The organism is Tianweitania sediminis (assembly GCF_017813335.1).
GTDB classification, from domain to species: Bacteria; Pseudomonadota; Alphaproteobacteria; order Rhizobiales; family Rhizobiaceae; genus Tianweitania; species Tianweitania sediminis.
Window position 1 is genome coordinate 265509 of the sequence record NZ_JAGIYY010000002.1, and the last position, 19209, is coordinate 284717.

At 61.4% G+C, this 19209-nt stretch carries 21 protein-coding genes; 14 read left to right on the top strand and 7 right to left on the bottom strand.

Annotated elements, in window-relative coordinates; genetic code table 11:
* Positions 1-3 precede the first annotated feature (3 nt).
* The 5 genes from J5Y06_RS08295 (at position 4) to J5Y06_RS08315 (ending at position 4940) form a co-directional block, all read left to right on the top strand.
* Positions 4-1074 carry an ABC transporter ATP-binding protein gene (locus tag J5Y06_RS08295; RefSeq protein ID WP_209334669.1) on the top strand — a complete coding sequence of 357 codons (1071 nt, stop codon included), beginning with the start codon at positions 4-6 and terminating at the stop codon, positions 1072-1074.
* Entirely contained in the window at positions 1071-1958 is an 888-nt protein-coding gene (locus J5Y06_RS08300; RefSeq protein ID WP_209334670.1) for a carbohydrate ABC transporter permease, read from the top strand. The genes J5Y06_RS08295 and J5Y06_RS08300 overlap by 4 nt, the downstream gene beginning before the upstream one ends.
* The gene (locus J5Y06_RS08305) at positions 1951-2850 is read left to right on the top strand and encodes a carbohydrate ABC transporter permease (protein WP_209334671.1); all 900 of its coding nucleotides are present in this window, start codon (positions 1951-1953) and stop codon (positions 2848-2850) included. Before J5Y06_RS08300 ends, J5Y06_RS08305 begins: the two co-directional genes overlap by 8 nt.
* 2 nt (positions 2851-2852) lie before the next feature.
* A complete protein-coding gene (locus J5Y06_RS08310) occupies positions 2853-3134 on the top strand; it encodes a DUF2160 domain-containing protein (RefSeq protein ID WP_209334672.1) in 282 nt (93 codons plus the stop codon).
* Positions 3135-3218: 84 nt separating this feature from the next.
* Positions 3219-4940: an ABC transporter substrate-binding protein gene (locus tag J5Y06_RS08315; protein ID WP_209334673.1), complete on the top strand. Its 1722-nt coding sequence runs from the start codon at positions 3219-3221 to the stop codon at positions 4938-4940.
* Positions 4941-5068: 128 nt separating this feature from the next.
* On the opposite strand, the gene J5Y06_RS08320 is transcribed toward J5Y06_RS08315, so the two are convergent.
* The 4 genes from J5Y06_RS08320 to J5Y06_RS08335 all read right to left on the bottom strand — a co-directional run bounded on the left by J5Y06_RS08320 (position 5069) and on the right by J5Y06_RS08335 (position 7821).
* Positions 5069-5827: an anti-sigma factor family protein gene (locus J5Y06_RS08320; protein WP_209334674.1), complete on the bottom strand. Its 759-nt coding sequence runs from the start codon at positions 5825-5827 to the stop codon at positions 5069-5071.
* On the bottom strand, positions 5824-6333 hold the full coding sequence (locus J5Y06_RS08325) for an RNA polymerase sigma factor (RefSeq protein ID WP_209334675.1): 510 nt from the start codon (positions 6331-6333) through the stop codon (positions 5824-5826). Before J5Y06_RS08325 ends, J5Y06_RS08320 begins: the two co-directional genes overlap by 4 nt.
* Before the next feature lie 28 nt (positions 6334-6361).
* Positions 6362-6685: a COG4315 family predicted lipoprotein gene (locus J5Y06_RS08330; RefSeq protein ID WP_385931549.1), complete on the bottom strand. Its 324-nt coding sequence runs from the start codon at positions 6683-6685 to the stop codon at positions 6362-6364.
* A 323-nt stretch (positions 6686-7008) separates the two neighbouring features.
* Positions 7009-7821, bottom strand: coding sequence for an N-formylglutamate amidohydrolase (locus J5Y06_RS08335; protein WP_209334677.1), 813 nt, complete (start codon positions 7819-7821; stop codon positions 7009-7011).
* Between the two features lie 124 nt (positions 7822-7945).
* On the opposite strand from J5Y06_RS08335, the gene J5Y06_RS23435 reads away from it, so the two are divergent.
* Genes J5Y06_RS23435 through J5Y06_RS08360 form a run of 5 tightly spaced genes read left to right on the top strand, consistent with a single transcriptional unit; the run spans position 7946 to position 12008 of the window.
* Positions 7946-8737: an ABC transporter ATP-binding protein gene (locus tag J5Y06_RS23435; RefSeq protein ID WP_209334678.1), complete on the top strand. Its 792-nt coding sequence runs from the start codon at positions 7946-7948 to the stop codon at positions 8735-8737.
* The gene (locus tag J5Y06_RS08345; RefSeq protein ID WP_209334679.1) at positions 8730-9452 is read left to right on the top strand and encodes an ABC transporter ATP-binding protein; all 723 of its coding nucleotides are present in this window, start codon (positions 8730-8732) and stop codon (positions 9450-9452) included. Before J5Y06_RS23435 ends, J5Y06_RS08345 begins: the two co-directional genes overlap by 8 nt.
* Complete coding sequence (locus J5Y06_RS08350; RefSeq protein WP_209334680.1) at positions 9449-10339, top strand: branched-chain amino acid ABC transporter permease; 891 nt, start codon at positions 9449-9451, stop codon at positions 10337-10339. The genes J5Y06_RS08345 and J5Y06_RS08350 overlap by 4 nt, the downstream gene beginning before the upstream one ends.
* Positions 10320-11336 (top strand): branched-chain amino acid ABC transporter permease, encoded by a 1017-nt coding sequence (locus tag J5Y06_RS08355; protein WP_209334681.1) that lies wholly within the window; start codon positions 10320-10322, stop codon positions 11334-11336. The genes J5Y06_RS08350 and J5Y06_RS08355 overlap by 20 nt, the downstream gene beginning before the upstream one ends.
* Positions 11337-11348: 12 nt before the next feature.
* Entirely contained in the window at positions 11349-12008 is a 660-nt protein-coding gene (locus tag J5Y06_RS08360) for a cysteine hydrolase family protein (RefSeq protein ID WP_209334682.1), read from the top strand.
* A 27-nt stretch (positions 12009-12035) separates the two neighbouring features.
* Here the strand turns inward: J5Y06_RS08360 and J5Y06_RS08365 are convergent, their stop codons facing one another.
* Both J5Y06_RS08365 and J5Y06_RS08370 read right to left on the bottom strand, forming a co-directional pair.
* The gene (locus tag J5Y06_RS08365; protein WP_209334683.1) at positions 12036-13346 is read right to left on the bottom strand and encodes a glutamine synthetase family protein; all 1311 of its coding nucleotides are present in this window, start codon (positions 13344-13346) and stop codon (positions 12036-12038) included.
* Positions 13343-14278 carry a MurR/RpiR family transcriptional regulator gene (locus J5Y06_RS08370; RefSeq protein ID WP_209334684.1) on the bottom strand — a complete coding sequence of 312 codons (936 nt, stop codon included), beginning with the start codon at positions 14276-14278 and terminating at the stop codon, positions 13343-13345. The genes J5Y06_RS08365 and J5Y06_RS08370 overlap by 4 nt, the downstream gene beginning before the upstream one ends.
* 167 nt (positions 14279-14445) lie before the next feature.
* Here J5Y06_RS08370 and J5Y06_RS08375 point away from each other — a divergent pair, with 167 nt between their 5' ends.
* The 4 genes from J5Y06_RS08375 to J5Y06_RS23280 all read left to right on the top strand — a co-directional run bounded on the left by J5Y06_RS08375 (position 14446) and on the right by J5Y06_RS23280 (position 18199).
* Positions 14446-15588: an ABC transporter substrate-binding protein gene (locus tag J5Y06_RS08375; RefSeq protein ID WP_209334685.1), complete on the top strand. Its 1143-nt coding sequence runs from the start codon at positions 14446-14448 to the stop codon at positions 15586-15588.
* A 79-nt stretch (positions 15589-15667) separates the two neighbouring features.
* Complete coding sequence (locus tag J5Y06_RS08380) at positions 15668-16312, top strand: cysteine hydrolase family protein (RefSeq protein ID WP_209334686.1); 645 nt, start codon at positions 15668-15670, stop codon at positions 16310-16312.
* Positions 16313-16469: 157 nt separating this feature from the next.
* Positions 16470-17945 carry a DUF2254 domain-containing protein gene (locus J5Y06_RS08385; RefSeq protein ID WP_280819018.1) on the top strand — a complete coding sequence of 492 codons (1476 nt, stop codon included), beginning with the start codon at positions 16470-16472 and terminating at the stop codon, positions 17943-17945.
* 128 nt (positions 17946-18073) lie between these two features.
* Positions 18074-18199, top strand: coding sequence for a hypothetical protein (locus J5Y06_RS23280; RefSeq protein WP_280819019.1), 126 nt, complete (start codon positions 18074-18076; stop codon positions 18197-18199).
* A 31-nt stretch (positions 18200-18230) separates the two neighbouring features.
* On the opposite strand, the gene J5Y06_RS08390 is transcribed toward J5Y06_RS23280, so the two are convergent.
* On the bottom strand, positions 18231-18698 hold the full coding sequence (locus tag J5Y06_RS08390; RefSeq protein ID WP_209334688.1) for a hypothetical protein: 468 nt from the start codon (positions 18696-18698) through the stop codon (positions 18231-18233).
* Positions 18699-19209 lie beyond the last annotated feature (511 nt).

Here is a 19209-nt window from a genome sequence, read left to right on the forward strand (position 1 = left end):
TCAATGGCACGCATCGACCTCGACCACATCCGCCACGCTTATATGGCGAAGCCTCAATCGCCGTCCGATTATGCGTTGAAGGAAGTGCACCATACGTTCGAAGATGGCGGCGCTTATGCGCTTCTCGGCCCTTCGGGTTGCGGCAAGACCACGCTGCTCAACATCATCTCCGGATTGGTCCGGTCGTCGGAAGGTCGCATCCTGTTCGATGGCAACGACGTCACGCCCCTTTCCACGCAGGAGCGCAACATCGCCCAGGTGTTCCAGTTCCCGGTGATCTACGACACGATGACCGTTTACGACAACCTGGCCTTTCCACTGCGCAACCGCGGCGTGTCAGAGCCTGATGTCGATCGCAAGGTGCGCGAGATCCTTTCGATGATTGATCTCGACAGCTGGTCCGATCGCAAGGCGCGCGGCCTCACAGCCGACCAGAAGCAGAAGATCTCGCTTGGCCGCGGTCTGGTCCGCTCCGACGTGAATGCCATCTTGTTTGACGAACCGCTGACGGTGATCGACCCCCACATGAAGTGGGTGTTGCGCACCCAACTGAAGCAACTTCACCAGCGCTTCGGCCACACCATGGTTTATGTGACGCATGACCAGACCGAGGCCCTGACGTTCGCCGATCAGGTGGTCGTCATGTTTGAAGGCGAGATCGTGCAGATCGGCACGCCCGCCGAACTGTTCGAGCGGCCGAAACACACCTTTGTCGGCTACTTCATCGGTTCGCCGGGCATGAACGTCCTGCCCATGGAACTCGCGGGTGGATCGGCTCGCGTCGGCAGCAATGAAATCTCGCTTTTCGCCCCGCCGGCAAGCGTTCCAAGCGGCAAGCTTGAACTCGGCATCCGGCCTGAATTCGTGCGGATCGGCCGGGAAGGGATGCCGGCAACGATCACCAAGGTGGAGGACATCGGCAGGCACCGGATCGTGCGAGCGCAACTGGAAGGCTACGAGGTGGCGGCGATTGTTGACGAGGACGCGGATCTTCCCGCAGAGCCGCGGCTCCTGTTCGATCCTGCTGGCATCAACCTTTACGCCGACAACTGGCGGGTGGAGACCGCGCAATGAACAAGACCTGGAACAACAAGGCCTGGTTCATGGTGCTGCCGGTGCTGTTCCTGGTGGCGATCTCGGCGATCATCCCGTTGATGACCGTGGTCAACTACTCAGTGCAGGACACGTTCGGAAACAACGAATTCTTCTGGGCCGGCGCCGAATGGTTCGAGGAAATGCTGACCTCCGACCGGTTCTGGGCTGCGATGGGCCGCAACCTCCTGTTTTCCGGCATCGTGCTCCTGATCGAGATCCCGCTCGGCATCCTGATCGCGCTCAACATGCCGAAATCAGGCTGGGGCGTTCCGGTCTGCCTGGTCTTGATGGCGCTGCCGCTGCTGATCCCCTGGAATGTGGTGGGCACGATCTGGCAGGTCTTCGGGCGCGTGGATATCGGCCTGCTCGGTTATGCCCTGCGCGAGGTGGGCGTCGACTACAACTATGTCAGCGATCCGTTCGACGCCTGGGTGACGGTGATCGTCATGGACGTCTGGCACTGGACGAGCCTGGTTGTGCTGCTCTGCTACGCCGGCCTGGTGTCCATACCCGACGCTTATTATCAGGCCGCAAAGATCGATGGCGCCTCGCGCTGGGCCGTGTTCCGATACATTCAGTTGCCGAAGATGAACCGCGTACTGCTGATTGCCGTGCTGCTGCGCTTCATGGACAGCTTCATGATCTATACCGAGCCTTTTGTTGTGACGGGCGGTGGGCCCGGCAACTCCACCACCTTCCTTTCTATCGATCTCGTGAAGATGGCGGTCGGCCAATTCGACATCGGGCCGGCGGCAGCCATGTCGATCATCTACTTCCTGATCATCCTGCTTCTGTCGTGGGTGTTCTACACGGTCATGACCAACTACGACGCCGCGTCGGATGGAGAGCGCCGCGATGGCTGATCTGACCGCGCGCGACAGTTTTGCGGGAACTGCGGCAGCCTCGTCGGCATCGGATGATGCCACCATGCGCCGCATGCGCCGACGCGGGGGAGCAAGCCGCCTCGGGTGGCTCATTCCGACGCTGTATATCTTGTTCCTCATGCTGCCGATCTACTGGCTCGTGAACATGAGCTTCAAGACCAATGCGGAGATCCTCGGGCCGATCACCTTCCTTCCGGCCGAACCGACGCTCCGCAACTATGCGGTGATCTTTACCGATCCGTCCTGGTACAAGGGCTACATCAATTCCATCATCTACGTGGTCATGAACACGGTAATCTCGGTCGCCGTGGCCCTGCCGGCAGCCTATGCGTTTTCCCGCTATCGCTTCCTCGGCGACAAGCACCTTTTCTTCTGGCTTCTGACAAACCGCATGGCGCCGCCTGCCGTTTTTGCTCTGCCCTTCTTCCAGCTTTATTCGGCCTTCGGCCTGATCGACACCCACATCGCAGTGGCTCTGGCGCATTGCCTGTTCAATGTGCCGCTCGCCGTCTGGATCCTCGAAGGCTTCATGTCGGGGGTGCCGAAGGAGATCGATGAAACCGCCTACATCGACGGCTATTCGTTTCCCCGGTTTTTCGTGAAGATCTTCATGCCGCTGATCGCAAGCGGCATCGGCGTCGCTGCCTTTTTCTGCTTCATGTTCTCCTGGGTGGAACTCCTGATCGCCCGCACACTGACTACAACGGACGCCAAGCCGATTGCAGCGATCATGACGCGCACGGTGTCAGCTTCGGGCCTCGATTGGGGCGTGTTGGCCGCAGCCGGCGTGCTGACCATCATCCCGGGCGCGCTCGTGATCTGGTTTGTACGCAACTACATCGCCAAGGGCTTTGCCCTGGGGAGGGTATGACCATGGACCTGTCCTGGATGGCCTGGACGCTTCCGACCGCCATCTTCTTTGGCACGATCCTGCTGCTGCTCGTGTCCATGGCGGTTTGGGAATATGTGTCGCCGGGCGGCAACCCACGTGTTGGTGTTCTGCGCTTTGAAACAACGCGTGGCGACCGCCTGTTCGTTTCGCTGCTCGGCAGCGCTTTCATTCATCTCGCATGGCTGGGACTGGTTGGTCCCAACCTTTGGTGGGCACTCGCTCTTTCGGTGGTCTACGCGATCGGCGTTTTCCGCTTCGTTTGAGCGAGAATGTTGGCCGCGACTGGAGGGTCGGGGCCAAGAACTGCAGAAATAGAACCGTCGCTTATTTTCCAGGGAGGAACCATCATGCGACTAAGATTACTGGCTTCAAGCAGCGCACTCATGCTGCTGTGTGGCGTAGGTGCCGCCTATGCCGGAATGGACGAGGCAAAAGCCTTCTTGGATGCCGAGATCGGCGACCTGTCGACGCTCGATCGTGCCGCGCAGGAAGCGGAGATGCAGTGGTTTATCGACGCGGCAAAGCCTTTCGCCGGCATGGACATCAAGGTCGTTTCGGAAACGATCACCACTCACGAATATGAGTCGAAGACGCTGGCCAAAGCGTTTTCGGACATCACGGGCATCAACCTCACCCATGACCTGATTGGCGAAGGGGACGTGGTTGAAAAGCTGCAAACGCAGATGCAGTCGGGCGAGAACATCTATGACGCCTATGTCAACGACTCGGACCTGATTGGCACCCACTGGCGCTACCAGCAGGCACGTTCGCTGACCGACTGGATGGCCAACGAGGGCAAGGACGTCACCAGCCCGACTCTCGACCTCGACGACTTCATCGGCCTCAAATTCACGACGGCACCGGACGGCGATCTTTACCAACTGCCTGACCAGCAGTTCGCCAACCTTTACTGGTTCCGTTACGACTGGTTCAACGACGAGAAGAACAAGGCCGACTTCAAAGAGAAGTATGGTTACGATCTCGGCGTTCCGGTGAACTGGTCCGCTTACGAGGACATCGCGGAGTTCTTTACCGGCCGCGAGATCGACGGCAAGAAAGTCTATGGCCACATGGACTACGGCAAGAAGGACCCGTCGCTCGGCTGGCGCTTCACCGATGCCTGGCTTTCCATGGCCGGCAACGGCGACAAAGGCCTTCCGAATGGCTTGCCGGTCGACGAGTGGGGCATCAAGGTCGACGAGAATTCGCGGCCGGTCGGCTCCTGCGTGGCACGCGGCGGCGACACCAACGGCCCCGCTTCCGTTTACGCCATCCAGAAATACCTCGACTGGATGAAGGCCTACGCGCCTGCCGCCGCGCAGGGCATGACCTTCTCCGAATCCGGCCCGGTCCCAAGCCAGGGTGAAGTCGCGCAGCAGATGTTCACTTACACGGCCTTCACGGCGGACTTCGTGAAGCCTGGCCTGCCTGTGGTGAATGAGGACGGCACGCCGAAATGGCGCTTCGCTCCGTCGCCGCATGGCGTTTACTGGAAGGACGGCATGAAGCTTGGCTATCAGGACGTGGGCTCCTGGACGCTTCTGAAGTCCACGCCGGATGACCGCGCCAAGGCAGCCTGGCTTTACGCCCAGTTCGTCACGTCCAAGACGGTGGACGTGAAGAAGAGCCATGTCGGCCTGACCCTGATCCGCGAATCCACGATCAAGCACGACTCCTTCACCGAGCGCGCACCCAAGCTCGGCGGCCTGATCGAGTTCTATCGCTCGCCGGCCCGCGTTCAGTGGTCGCCCACGGGAACCAACGTGCCGGATTATCCGAAGCTTGCACAGCTTTGGTGGCAGGCCATCGGCGATGCTTCCTCAGGCGCGAAAACGCCGCAGGAAGCCATGGACTCCCTTTGCGCCGAACAGGAAAAGGTGATGGAGCGCCTCGAGCGCGCCGGCGTGCAGGGTGACATCGGACCGAAGATGGCCGAGGAGCACGACCTCGAATACTGGCACAAGGATGCCGTTTCCAAGGGCAACCTCGCGCCGCAGCTCAAGATTGAGGACGAGAAGGAAAAGCCGATGACCGTCAATTATGACGAACTGGTGAAGAGCTGGCAGTAAGCGCAGCCATCAGAAAGGCGGCTGCGGGCGGGAAAGTGATTTCCCGCCCGCAGTACATGCGCGCGCGGATTATGCTGCCAGCATCCTCCCATGCGGGTCTCGCGGGCAGGCGCCCTGGGCGCCGCCGCTTAGGTCAGCGCGTCGTAAACTTCCCTGGAAAGATGCAGCAGGCGAGCGCGGTCAGCGGGGCCAACGAGCACATAGCCGAAGTCGCCAGAGTACCAGTAGAACGAGCCAAAACCGTCTTCCTCCTCGTAGCGGAAGGCCGTTTCGCTCTTGGCTGAGCCCGGCGTGACCAGCAGCGAAAAGCGCTCGCCGGATCGGGTCTCGTACATCAGCATGGCGCCTGGCTTCCCTCCCGCCGGCAGCAGTCGACCGCCGATCAGTGCGAGGCCGTCCGCTGAGAGGTCGGGCACGACCAGCGGCGCACCCAGACGGTTCGAAAGCCATTTGACGAGATGCGCTTCTTCGGCTGCGACTACCTCCACGGGGTGACGGATTTCGCTCACATAGGTTGCATGGGCCGACAGGCCGAACCTTGCGAGATCGTTGCCGCCCGCGGTTCCATCAGGTGCCGAAATGCGCGCAGTGCCGAAACCGGCGGCAAAGGCGATCGCCACGCTGGCCGCGATTGCAGCCCAGCGCCCAAGCCGTCTCATGCGACGCGCCTGTGAAGCGCGGGGGAAGCGGGCCGGCACAGGTTCTCCAAGGATGGGGTTGAAGGCCGCGCGCAGATCCTCTGCCTGACGCTCCCAGGCTTCCAGCCGCGCCATCCCCTGCGGATCGGTCGCAAGCCAGGCTTCAACTGAGTCCCGGCGCGCAGCCGGCAGTTCGCTATCGAAATAGGCGTTCAGTTCTTCTTCGGAGATGGTGACGGGCGCCGTCATCTCGTCTTTCCGATCGGTGTCACGCTTCCGCTTTCCGTCAATTCGCGCAACGTTTCGCGCGCCCGTGCCAGGCGCGACATGACCGTGCCGATGGCAACCTCCTGAATGGCGGCGATCTCTGCATAGGAACAATCCTCCACCACGCGCAGAAGAAGGGCGATGCGCTGGTCTTCGGGCAAGCGGTCAAGCGCACGCACCGTGTCGAGGCGACGGCCATCCATGCCGCTGGCCGCTGCACCGAGGTGTGCGGCATAGGCCGGATCATTCACATCAACCAGCACCGGCCGGCGGGCCAGCTTGCGGCGTTCGTTGCGATAAAGGTTCAGCATGATCGTGGTGAGCCACGCTCGCAGGCTGCCGTTCTGAAAAAGATGGCGGCGGGCCAGCGCGCGTTCAACCGTATCCTGGACGAGATCGTCAGCTGCCGAACGATCACGGCAGAGTGCTGCGCCAAGGCGACGCAAGCGCGGGATCATTGCAATGATCCCGCGCTCGATGTCGCTCATGGCCTGCCGGCCCATCTCGGTGCCAAAGTCAGGGCTTGGCGATGTGCCAGACGTCGTTGACCATGTCGCCGGTGGTGTCGCCCGGCTTGGTGTCCTTGACCCACAGGTAAAGCGGCATCTTCTTGTAGGCCCACTGCTTCGACCCATCCTTTCGCTCGACCAGCGACCACTCGCCCTCCGCCTTGGCGCTTGCATCGGCCATCAGTGGCGGCCAGTTGGTCGCGCATTTGTCATAGCAGTTGGTGGTGCCCGGGGCATCCTTGTCGAAGGTGTAGAGGGTCATGCCCTTCTCGTTCACCAGCATGCCGTCCTTCACCATGCCCTTGTCGGCGAGGGCGGAGCCAGCCATCATCCCCAGCGCGACAAATGCCAGCGCTGCAACCCGTTTTGGTGCCATCGTTCGTCTCCCGATATCCAGCGTACGATCACGCTCGTGCACAATCGAGAACACCAACAGTGCCGGTCTATTCCCTTGCTTCGAGAATTTTCTGAAGCAGGCGGTAGGCGGGCGCAATCAGCTACCGAGAATTGGCCCGCTACAAACGTAATGGCCAACCAAACCGAGCAGGTCAGCGAGAACTGAGGATTGTTGCGTAGATGTTTTCCGCGCACACGATAGCACGCGCGCTCATCAGTGCACGCGCGGGCTCTGACGCAGCTGCCGCGCTCCTCTGTTCAAACTGCCTTTCGCTGCGAAAGGCTGAAGGCCTCCTTCGCGTGCAGCACGGAAGCGGCCATCAACTGTGCCCAGGCCTCCACGGCTTCGTCGCCTGCGGTCAAGTCATTGCGGATTTCGAACTCAACGCAGGGATAGCCGCGCGCCTCGCCGTGAACCGGCATGGCGTAGTCGGACTCGTCGCTCACGGCGTAGGGCTCATTGATGCCCACCGTGTAATCCGTGTTGTTTTGGATATAACGGGCAACCTGTGGCGCGAAATCCCTGTCCCGGTTGAACAGGACGCCGATCTGCCAGGGCCGGGACACGCCCTTGAAAACCGGCGTGAAGGAATGGACCGTCACGAGAAGGGTCGGCTTCCCGGCCGCGTCGCGCGCGTCCAGCGCGGCCGTGATCGCATCGTGGAACGGGGTGTAGATCTCGTCGATCCGCGCCTGCCGTTCAGCCGCCGAAATGTCGTTGTTGGCCGGGATCTCTGTGAGTTCGCTGATTACCGGCATGAAGGAGGGTACGTCGGTCCGCCGGTTGCAGTCGCAGACCAGGCGCGAATAGCGCTGCATGAACAGCGGCGCGTCTAGGATCCGCGAAAGCGCGATCGCAATGTCGCGTGCGCCGACATCCCAGGCGATGTGGCGCCGGCGGTCTTCTTCCGACAAGCCCATGTCGCCGAGAACGGCAGGGATGCGCCGCCCCGCATGCTCACAGATCAGCACGAAATCGGCGCCGCCCTCGAGATTGACCGTCTCGAGTGGGTGGGGCTCATCGGGCGCGAGCAAGGTGGCCGACATGTCCGGGCGGGGCGCAAGCGACATCAACATCCCTCTGTGTATGAAATCGTACAAAATGGCAGTGGCCGTTGTACTTGTATCTTTTGGTTGACGCAAACACTTCCCCGCTAATAGTGTTGCGGCGCAACAACGGAGCCATCCACGCAACGTGTCCGGACCCAGCGTCATCCAGGCCAGCAATCTCACCCGCCGCTTCGGTGGGCTTGTCGCGGTGGAAGATTATTCGCTCGACCTGCGGGAGCGTGAACTCGTTGGCCTGATCGGACCCAACGGAGCGGGCAAGACAACAGCGTTCAACCTTCTGACCGGCATCACCAAGCTGAGCTCCGGACGGATCGTGATTGCCGGCGAGGACATGACGGGTCGCGCGCCAAATCGCTTGGCGCAGCGCGGCGTGGCGCGCACCTTCCAGAACATCCGCCTGTTTGCGGATCTTTCCGTGCTGGAAAACATCATGTGCGGCGGGCACATGCGCTACGGCTCGTCCTTTTTTCCAACCATCCTGCAACTGCCGTCCTTTCGGCGAGCCGAAGCAAAGATCGCTCGCCAGGCGCGCGACATCGCTGAGCTGACGGACCTTGCAGCCATCGCGGACCGCCGGGCAGGGGATCTGTCTTATGGTGACCAGCGGCGGGTAGAGATCGCGCGAGCCCTGGCTGGGGAACCGCGTGCGCTTCTGCTGGACGAGCCCGCAGCGGGGCTGAACCCAGCCGAAACCGAAACGTTGGTTGGTCTCATTGGCAAGATCAACACCGATCTCAAGGTTGCCGTGCTTGTGGTGGAACACGACATGCATCTTGTGATGGGGCTTTGCCAGCGCATCCAGGTGCTTAACCGCGGCAAGCTGATCGCCGACGGCACGCCCGCTGAGGTGCAAAGCAGCCCGGCCGTGATCGAGGCCTATCTTGGAACGCGCAGGAGCGCCAAGACGCATGCTTGAGGTTCGCGATCTTCACGTCACACGCGGGGCAACGGAAGTGCTCAAGGGCATCTCGCTTGAGGTCCTCGAGGGTGAGACGGCAGCGTTGATCGGAGCTAATGGCGCGGGTAAATCGACCACCTTGCTCACATTATCGGGGTTGCTGCGGGCGAAATCTGGCACCGTCCGTTTTGAGGGCGCATCCGGCTCGATCGACCTGACAAAACTGGCCGCAGAACGCATCGTAGGCGAGGGGCTTGTACAATGCCCGGAGGGGCGACAGATCTTCCACTCGCTCAGCGTGGAAGAAAACCTTTCCATGGGCGGGTACCTCCGAAGGGATCGTGCTTCGCTCGGCTCCTCCATCGAGGAGGTGCATGCGCTGTTTCCGATTCTGAAGGAGCGGGCAAAGGCGGCCGGCGGCACCCTGTCGGGGGGCGAGCAGATGATGCTGGCCATCGGCCGCGCGCTGCTTGCACGGCCACGCCTCCTTCTTCTTGACGAGCCGTCTTTAGGTCTCGCGCCGCAGATGATCGAGCGCATCTTCGACGTTATTGAAACGCTGAAGAAGCGCGGCACCACCATCCTGCTTGTGGAACAGAATGCGGCCATGGCGCTCGACATCGCCGACCGGGCCTATGTGCTGGAAAATGGCCGCATCACCCTGTCCGGCAGCGGGCGGGAACTTGCCGACAATGATCGCGTCCGGCAGGCTTATCTCGGGATCGCCTCATGAGCCAGTACGTCTTCCAGCAACTGATCAACGGTCTTTCGCTGGGCAGCCTTTACGCGCTGGTCGCGATTGGCTTTTCGATGATCTACGGCATCGTGCGGCTGATCAATTTCGCCCATGGCGACCTCGTGATGATCGGCGCCTTTTCCACCCTCGGCTTCGTGGCCATGGGGGTGCCCTGGCCGCTGATCCTCGTCTTCGTGCTGATGATCGGCGCGCTTGCTGGCATGACCATCGAGGCAACGATCTTCCGGCCGATGCGCGGTGCGCAGCAGGTGACGGGCTTCATCGCCACGCTCGCAGTCTCCATCGTGATCCAGAATGTCGGCTTGATGACCCTGTCGGGCCAGCCGCGCAACTTCTCCTTCCCCGCTTTCATGCGCCAGCGCGTCCAGCTTGGATCCGTTTCGGCTTCAGTGACTGATCTGTCGATCATCGGCCTGACCCTGCTCCTGATCGCCCTCCTGCTGGTGGTCGTGTACCGCACCCGCCTGGGCACTGCGATGCGCGCCACCGCTGACAACCTGATGGCAGCGCGGCTGATGGGGATCGCGGTGAACCGCACCATCCTCTTTGCCTTTGCGATCGGCTCGGGGCTGGCGGCCGTGGCCGGGTTGATGTGGGGCGGCAAGTTCGGGCAGATCGATCCGCTGCTCGGCTTTGCACCCGGTTTGAAGGCCTTCATCGCCTGCGTGATCGGCGGCGTGGGGTCGATCGGCGGCGCGATGCTCGGCGGCTACCTGCTTGGCCTCGCGGAGGTGCTGTTTGTTGGCCTCCTGCCGCCTGCCTTTTCCGGTTATCGCGACGTGTTCGTGTTCACGATGCTGATCATCATCCTGCTTTTGAAACCGTCCGGTCTGTTTGTGCGCCATGTCGAAGAACGTGCCTGAGGTGACCCGACGTCGTTCGGCCACTGGCCTGCTGGCCCTTGCAGCCTTGCTGGGGGTCGGGGCCGCGCTGGTTTATGCCGCGCAGGCGACGCTCAGCTCTTATGTTGTCACGCTTCTGGCGTTGATGTTCCTGAACATCGCGCTTGCGGTTTCGCTCACCGTCACCAACGGCTTTGCCGGCCTGTTCTCGCTCGGCCACCCTGCCTTCATGACGATCGGCGGTTATATCGCGGCCGTGCTGACCTACCCGCCCGCGCGCAAGGACTTCATGTTGCCGGACCTGCCGGCGGTGCTTCTGACAAACCAGATCCCACTTCTGCCCGCGCTGCTTGCGGGCGGCATCATCGCGGCGATCCTCGCCTTTCTCGTCGGTTTGCCCGTGCTGCGCCTCAAGGGTCATTACCTCGCCGTGGCAACGCTGGGGCTGATCGTGATCGTACAGGGCCTCGCCACCAACTGGAGCGGGCTGACGCGTGGTGGTTCTGGCCTCAATGGCATTCCGCGCCTGACTGACATCTGGTGGTGCTTTGGGTTTGCCGCGCTTGCGATCTATGTCGCGCTGCGGCTGAAATTCTCTTCGCTCGGCCGCGCCATGATGGCCACGCGCGAAAATGCCATGGCGGCGGAATTGTCTGGTGTCAGCACCTACCGCGTGCGCATGCTTGCCTTCGTGATTGGGGCCTTCTTCGCTGCGGTTGCGGGCGGTCTTATGGTGCATCTGATCACGGTGGTGACGCCGAAAACCTATTCGGTGGTGCTGGCCTTCAACCTGATTGCCATGGTGGTGATCGGCGGATCGGGCAGCGTTTTCGGTGCGGTCCTTGCTGCCATCGCCTTGACCGGCATTTCGGAAGCAGCCCGGCCACTGGAAGAGAGCCTGAACCTTTACGGCCTCAGCCAGGTCATCGTGGCGCTCGCCCTGATCCTCGTCCTGTTTTTCCGCCCCAACGGAATCATGGGTGGGGCCGAGCCGCGCCTGCTGCGCCGCCTGTTTTGAAAGGGAACTCCCATGGTCGCCACTACTGGTCTCCGTGCACGGGACATCTATCCGTCACGCAAGCTGCCGATTGTCGCCGAGCGAACCGCGCTTCTGGTGATCGACGTGCAGAACTGGGTGATGGATGAAGCAAACCGCCAGCCGCGGCCGAGCTTCTATCGGGATGCGCGGGAAACCGTGATCCCGAACCTTGCCCGCCTGGCGGAAGCCTGCCGCGCCAACGGAGTGGAAGTCGTCTACACGGTGATGGAGAATTTCACGGAAGACGGGCGCGACCGCAGCCTCGACTATAAGCTGTCGAACTTCTTCATCCCCAAGGGCTCGCACGACGCCAAGGTTATCGATGAACTCGCGCCGGTGGGCGACGAGATGGTGATCCCGAAGACCTCGTCCAGCCTCTTCAACTCCACCAACTTCGAATATCTCGCCCGCAACATCGGGCTCGACACGATCATCGTCACCGGCTTTCTGACGGACCAGTGCGTGGACCACACGATCCGCGACGGCGCCGATCGTGGCTTCCACATGATCTGCGTCAGTGATGGCTGCGCAACCGACACGCATGAGCGCCACCATGCCGCGCTGAATGCCTTCAAGGGATATTGCCGGATGGAAACAACGGAAAGCTTGATCGCCGCCTTGGGCGATGCAGGAGATGCCGCCGCCCGCTAAGGCAGCGGCACCTTCTCCGGCTGCGCCTTAGTAAAGCAGCCTGTAGCGCTCGCATTGCTCCGCGTCTGAAAAGTCCTTCATGAGGTTGGCCTCGAAGCGCTTATGCGCGAGATAAGCCTGCTTCAGATCGGTGCCGATGATGTCGGTCAGGTCGTTGTCGGCCTCGAAGGCGTCCAGCGCAGCATCGAGCGATTGCGGCAACCGCTCGATACCCAGCCGGTCCAGCATCTCCTGCGGCAGGTTCTGCGGCGCGCCTTCGCAGACTTCCGCAACCGGCAAGCCCTGATCCAGGCCGTAAAGGCCGGCAGCCAGAATGGCGCCTAGAACGAGGTAAGGGCTTGCAGCCGCGTCGGCGGCGCGGAACTCGAAATGGTACTGCTTGGCAACATCGGCCGCTGCAAAGACCGGACAGATGCGCACGCCCGCCTCGCGGTCACGGTATCCCAGATTGTTGAAGGCCGCGCTCCAGCGATTGGGCGTCAGGCGCAGATAGGAGATCGTCGAGGCCGCCGTCAGTGCCGTGATCGCCGGCATCTTCTTCAGGATCCCGGCAACAAAGGCGCCTGCCGTCGGGGACAGGCCTTCCTTGTGCTGCGGGTCATGGTTGACCGGCTTGCCTGTTGCCGCCTCGAACAGGCTGAAATGGACGTGAACGCCGTTCCCGACGGCGTCCGGGCGCAGGATCGGCGTGAAGCTCGCGCGGTGGCCGGAGCGGGTGGCAACCGCGCGAGCGATTTCGCGCACTGCGATCGCCTGGTCGGCTGCTGCGACCCCAACGGCTGGGCCGACTGTCACCTCATACTGGAGCGGACCGTATTCCGGCATGAACGTGTCCAGCTCGAGACCCGCCTGCTTGAGGGCGCCGAGATAAGTCTCGGCAAACAGGTCCTGCCGCCGGAACGCATCGAGCGCGTAGCTTGCATTGGGCCGCTCTTCCACGCCGTCATAGGTGAACTCGTGCTCGAAGGCCGCGCGCACACGCAAACCGTGACGTTCCTCCAGCGCGGCGACCACACGCTTCAGGAACGAGCGAGGGCACACGGCCCAGGGTGTGCCGTCGAGATGGCAGATGTCGCCCATGATGAAGTTCTCGGCCGCATGGTCGGGGCCGAAGTCGATCCGCACATGGGATGCGGGATCAGGCAGGAGAACCGTGTCGCCGAACGGTCCCCAGGGGCTCGGCGCAATTGCTCCATGGGCCGTGATCATGCTGTTGGTTGGCGTCCAGCCAATGCCCTTGCGCAGCCGGCTGTCCAGGTCGGATGCGGGGAAGCCCTTGCCGCGCACCTGCCCGGAAAGGTCGCTGGTGCACAGCATGATGATTTCTTCGCGGTTCATTCGGGCTGCTCCTGCAGGTCATCCAATTCGTCGCGCTTCTGCGGCGTTCGGTTCAGTTCTGGTTCGCGAGGCGCAAACGGCTTGCGCAGGTCTTCCAAGGAAGCCATTCGCGCCCGTCCTGTATCGCCGAGCCGGTTGGCCACAGCCCCTGTCAAGGCTTCCACAAGCGCCATGCCGACCGTCAGCACATCGAAGATGGAAGGCGACGACACGGGGAAGCTCAGGACGTGGCTGGCGGAGCGTGCGGCCGGCGACTGCCAGTTGTCGGTCAAGAGAACAACCGTCACGCCTCGCTTGGCCGCGGCATGGGCGAATTCGATGACGTCCTGCTGATAGCGCCTGACATCGGTGATCACGAGCACGCTCGACTTGCCCATGTCGAGCAGGTTCTGCGGCCAGATCTGCGTTTGGCCGTCGATCACGCTCACACGCCCGCGCACCGCCAGCAGGAGGTCGGCAAAATAGCGCATCAGGTTGGTGGAATATCGTCCCCCGACGAGGTGGATGTCGCGGCGCGGATTGGCGATCAGTTCCACTACAGCGTCGAACTCGCCCTGCACGATGCTTCGCCGCAGCGTTTCCAGATGATCGCTCATGGCTACGATGAAGCGATCAAAGAAACCTTCCGGGCTCGGAGTGTCCTGCTCTGCCTGTGCGCCAAACCGCACTAAAGGTGATTGCAGCGTCGCTTCGATATGGCGCCGAAGAGCAGACTGGAAGTCGGAATAAACGGGAAAGCCGAGACGCTTGACCAAGCGAAGTACGGTTGCGGTGGATACACCGCTCTCGTTGGCGAATTCCGCGACGGTGCGCATCCCAGCCATCGGGTAGTTCGTGAGCAGATGACGCGCCGCACGGGCTTCGCGGGCACTGAGTTCCGGAAGTTCGTTGCGCAGCCGCTGCAGCAGTTCAGTTTTCGTATCGGGCGTCATGATGCTCCATTCCGGCTGTGTATCAAATCAGACAAAATCTGCAATCAGAAGGCGGATGTATGATTCGATTGACTCAGGGCGGTGCCTCTGGTCATGTTCGCGATCACCACAGAGCTCGGCTGCCCGACCGTGCAGCCGGTTCGAAGTGCAAAAAAGGGGAAGCACAGATGAAGAGATTACTCGTAGCCTCCTTGGCCATTGCGGCCATGATGGGAACTGCGCCTGCGCAGGAAACGATCAAGATCGGCGCGCTCTACAACGTGACTGGTGGAATGTCCTCGCTCGATGGCCCGTCGCTGTCGGGTGCGCAACTCGCGGTCAAGCAGATCAACGAGACCGGCGGCCTTCTTGGCAAGCAGGTCGAGTTGATCGCGCCTGATGGCAAGACTGACCAGCAGGAAACCGCCAAAGCCGCACAGCGCGTTCTGTCGGAAGGCGTGGTGGCGGGCATCGGCCAGTCGGACACCACCTTCGTGATGGCCGGCGCGCCGCTGTTCCAGGAAAAGGGCGTGCCCTTCGTCACCTCGGGGGCAACGCACCCGAAGCTGCCGGAATGGGTCGGCGACTACATGTTCATGACGCCTTTCGGCGATGATGACCAGTCCTACGCGATTGCTGACTATGCTTATGATACGCTCGGCGCGCGCACAGTGGCAGTGTGGACCGACAATTCCATGGATTTCACGAAGGCGCTCAGCACCTTCTTCACGGAGCGTTTCGAGGAAAAGGGCGGCAAGGTCGTCGGCACGGACTCCTTCATGATGGGCGATACGGATTTCTCCGCCCAGATCGCTCGTCTCGCATCCATGGACCCGAAGCCTGACGCCGTATTCGTGTCCGCCATCCCGTCGGAAGCAGGCATTTCGGTCAAGCAGATCCGCGAGCAGGGCATCACCATGCCGATCATCTCGGGAGACGGCTTCGACACCGAACTGGTGTCGACCGTCCCGGGACCGGAATTGGCGACCGACGTTTACTTCTCGACCCATACGTACCGTGCGGATGACCGCCCGGAGGTCACCAAGTTCGTCGAGGACTACAAGGCGGAATATAACCGCGAGCCCGAAAACGCCTTTGCGCCACTTGGTTATGACGCAATGATGCTGGTGGCTGATGCCATCAAGCGCGCCAACTCTGCGGAGCCGGCCGACATCCAGAAGGCGCTGAAGGAAACCCGGGGCTTCAAGGGCGTCACCGGCGAGGTGAGCTACACCCGCGCTTCGATGGTGCCGCCGAAGCCGGTCTCCATCATCAGCGTCAAGAACGGCAAATACGCAGTTGAGGACGTCTGGACGCCTGAAACCAATTAAGCTTGGTTCGGTGCGACGCCGGCGGGGCCATCGTGGCCCCGCCGTTTTTTGAAGAACTACTTTTCCCAGGGAATACATAATGAGCCAAGGCAGCACGCTCGCCTCCTATGAAGGACGCAACCGCAAACTGGTGCCCGCGCGCACCGCGATCCTGATTGTCGATGCTCAAAATGCCGAAGTTACGGACGAGGTCAGGGAAAAGCAGCCGTTCTTTTATGAGCAGGTGCATACCCGCGCCATCCCGAACATGAAGCGCCTTATCGAGGGTGCACGTGCCAGCGGTGCTGAGATCATCTACACGGTGATTGAATCGCTCACCAAGGACGGGCGCGACCGCTCGCTCGACCACAAGCTGTCCAACATCAACGTGCCGCGCGGTTCGCCCCTTGCGCAGGTGATTGCGGACGTCGCGCCGGCGGAGGACGACATCGTCCTGCCGAAGACCTCATCGGGGGTCTTCAACTCCACCAACATCGACTATGTGCTGCGCAATCTCGGGATCGAATTCGTCGTCGTTGCGGGGTTCGTCACAGACCAGTGCATAGATATGGCCATCCGCGATGGTGCCGACCGCGGGTACTATATGGTATGTGCGACGGATGCCTGCGCCGCTTATTCCCAGGAGCGCCATGAGGGTGCATTGCGCGCCTTCGGCGGTTATTGCGTGCTTCAGGATGTCGACGGGGTGCTAGGTTCGTTTGGCGCGAAGGACGCGGTGCTCTAGGGAGCCCGGTCATGTGAGATCGAGCAGGTTGATGAACGTGGGTCGCGAGACATTTTAGGCCCATGATGCGATCAACGATGCCGCGTCACCGGATGGCTGAGCGGGGCGCTTGTCACGCTCTGCTGGTCCAATCGGTCGTGAGCCACCTTCAGGAGCGATGAACCGGAACAAGTTGTCAAGGCATCGGGTTGGCTGGCGAGCGAGGTATCGAGCGCAAAACAGGGGAGCCAGACAGCCTTTGCCCAGTCTCATAAAACAGGGTCCTTCGCAGGGTGACGGCCTGCGCCGAAGCTTGCGGTATCGGCGGGGAATTCTTTTCGAAGTTCTTCGAACCAGCATCTGGCCTGTCCCAGCGGTGATGTTGGTTCTTGCTGTCATCCTGAGAGAAGTGGCGTTCTGGGCGGATTCGCTGATCCACAACGATGTTGCCCTGTCGCTCTGGTGGCTTCATTCCGGAAGCGGTGACGATGCCCGGAACCTGGTTTCAACGCTGGTCGGCGCACTGATCACCATGGCCAGCGTGATGTTCTCCATCACGATGGTCGTGCTTTCGCTGGCGGCTGCGCAGTTCGGCTCCCGATTGGTCCGGACTTACATGGCCGATTTCAAGACGCAGTTGTCCCTCGGCATCTTCGTTATGACCATCGTGTACTGCCTTCTTGTTCTTCGCACCGTCTACAAGGACCTTCCCGCCGAGGAAGTCCCTCATGTCGCCGTGACGCTGAGCCTTTTGCTGGGGCTCCTTTGCGTGTTGACGCTGCTTCTGTTCATGCATGCGATTGCCCGTTCCATGGTCGCAGATGACGTGATCCGCCGTGTAGCAGCCGAACTGGAACAGGAGCTGAACCGGCTTCCGCCGCTTAAGCATAGGCCCCGCCCGCGATCCCCGGCAAAGCTCGCGCATGAGGGAGCCCCGCGGATCCTGCGCTCCGTCAACGAAGGTTACGTCCAGGCGGTCGACTACGGCCGCCTTTGTGAGTTAGCCAGCGACGGAGGTATGAAGATCCGCGTTCTCGTCAAGGCGGGTGGCTTCATGTGCCGTGAGGGTTGGCTGGCCGAGGTAAGCCCCGCCTCGGCGCTCGATGCCGAGGTGGAAGAAGCAATTCAGAGCGCCGTTGAGATCGGTGCCCGTCGGACGCCCACCCAGGATATCGAGTTCTTGATCCGGTATCTTGTTGACGTGGCCTTGCGCGCCTTGTCACCCGGGATCAACGATCCGAGAACGGCAACGGTGGTGATCGATCACCTCCGCGGATCGCTTTCTCACTTGATGAGAAAAGAGATCAAGCCGACAGCCCGCTTCGACAGCCAGCACACATTGCGGGTGGTTGGGCAAGATACCAGCTACCACGCCGTTTTCGATGAGGCTTTCAACCAGATCCGCCAAAGCGGCGCCGTTCATCCCGCCATCGTCTTGCATCTCCTGGAAGCGATCCACCGCTTGGCCGAGCATATCCAGCTGCCGGAACAGCGAGCGGCTCTAACCGAGCATCTTTGGCTGATTTCGGACGCGGGCCTGGGCAAGGCTGACGCTGAGCGGGATCGAGCCGACATCATCCGCAAGCGCGACGAGGCGCTCGGCAGGCTGGAGGCGATCGAACTGCCGGCATTCGGGCTTACGGAGCCCGCATGAGCTCCACGATCTTCAGGTTTTAACTGCTCCCAGTCCAACCATCCCGCAGGGAAGACTTCATCGGCAAGCTTTCGGCTCAGCTAAGCCTGTGCTTAGCTTGCGCAGGACAAAAAGAATGGAGACCGGCAATGATGTTTGGACAGCCTGGCGACGGCACCGCTGAGAAGATCGGAACACTTCTCGGGGTAATGGTCGTGTTGCTGGTGATCGGCATCTTCGCCGTGATCCTGCAACCAATGCTGAACGTTTTCTGACCGCCCGAGAGTACCGAGCCGGGAACGTTGGCTACTGGCAAAGCTCGGAAAGGCGCCAGCCGAATTCGTCATCCCCGACAGCCTTGCCGCTGATGTCAGCGATGCGCCAGCCATCATCCATCGCCAGAAGATCGTAGCGGATGACGGTCTGCGTCTGCTGATCGGCGGGAATGCCTTCGAACTCGAAGCCGATGAAGGTGGCTTCGACGGAAATGCGTCCATCCGTTTCCGAGCTGACCTCGTCCACTTCCAGGGTCCGTCGCACCGTCGCTTCATCGGCGTCCTGTGCATTCAGCGAAAGCATGAAGTCGATGCACCCGACGCCTTCGGAAGCGGCCGCATCATCTTCGTTCTTCTCCACGGCAGCCAATGCGGGCCCGGTAAGTCGCTCTTCAAAGGGTTCGTCAAAGCCTGGATTGTAGATGGGTTCGCTCATGTAGAGGGCTCGCACGAAGTCCGTTGCACTCTGCAAAGGTTCGGCGAGAGCAACTGTCGTCATCGCCGCCATCGCGAGAGCCGTTGAAGTCCTGCGCAAGATTGATGTCCTCAGATGCCCGGCTCCATACGAGCCCGCCTCTTCTACCTGCATATTTTGCTCGGCCACCAGCCCCTGCTTGCGTCAGCCCAGCGCCCCTAGTTCCGGTTCATCCACCGCCACGGCAAGATGGCTTCAGACCGCCTGGCGAAGCATACGGTGGCGAACTGGTAAAAAGCTACACCCGCAGGGCAGGGCCTCCCTTCGCAGAATCCGTTGGGACCTGCTCTATTCTGGATAAGGTCGGCTCGGACGGACGGCCGCGTGTGCTGACGGCGGTGCCGGCGCGGCCTGATCATTCTGGTGCGTCCTCACGCTGCAGGTGCAGAACATTCGCCTCACCCGCTTAAGACCTTGGTCTTAGCCCCGCCGGACGGAAGTCCGATGGTCCCCTTGTCAAGGATCAGCTAACTGGAAGATCGTGGTGCCGCGCAAGCTGACACCGCAGCGGCACGGGGACACCGATCCATGAGCT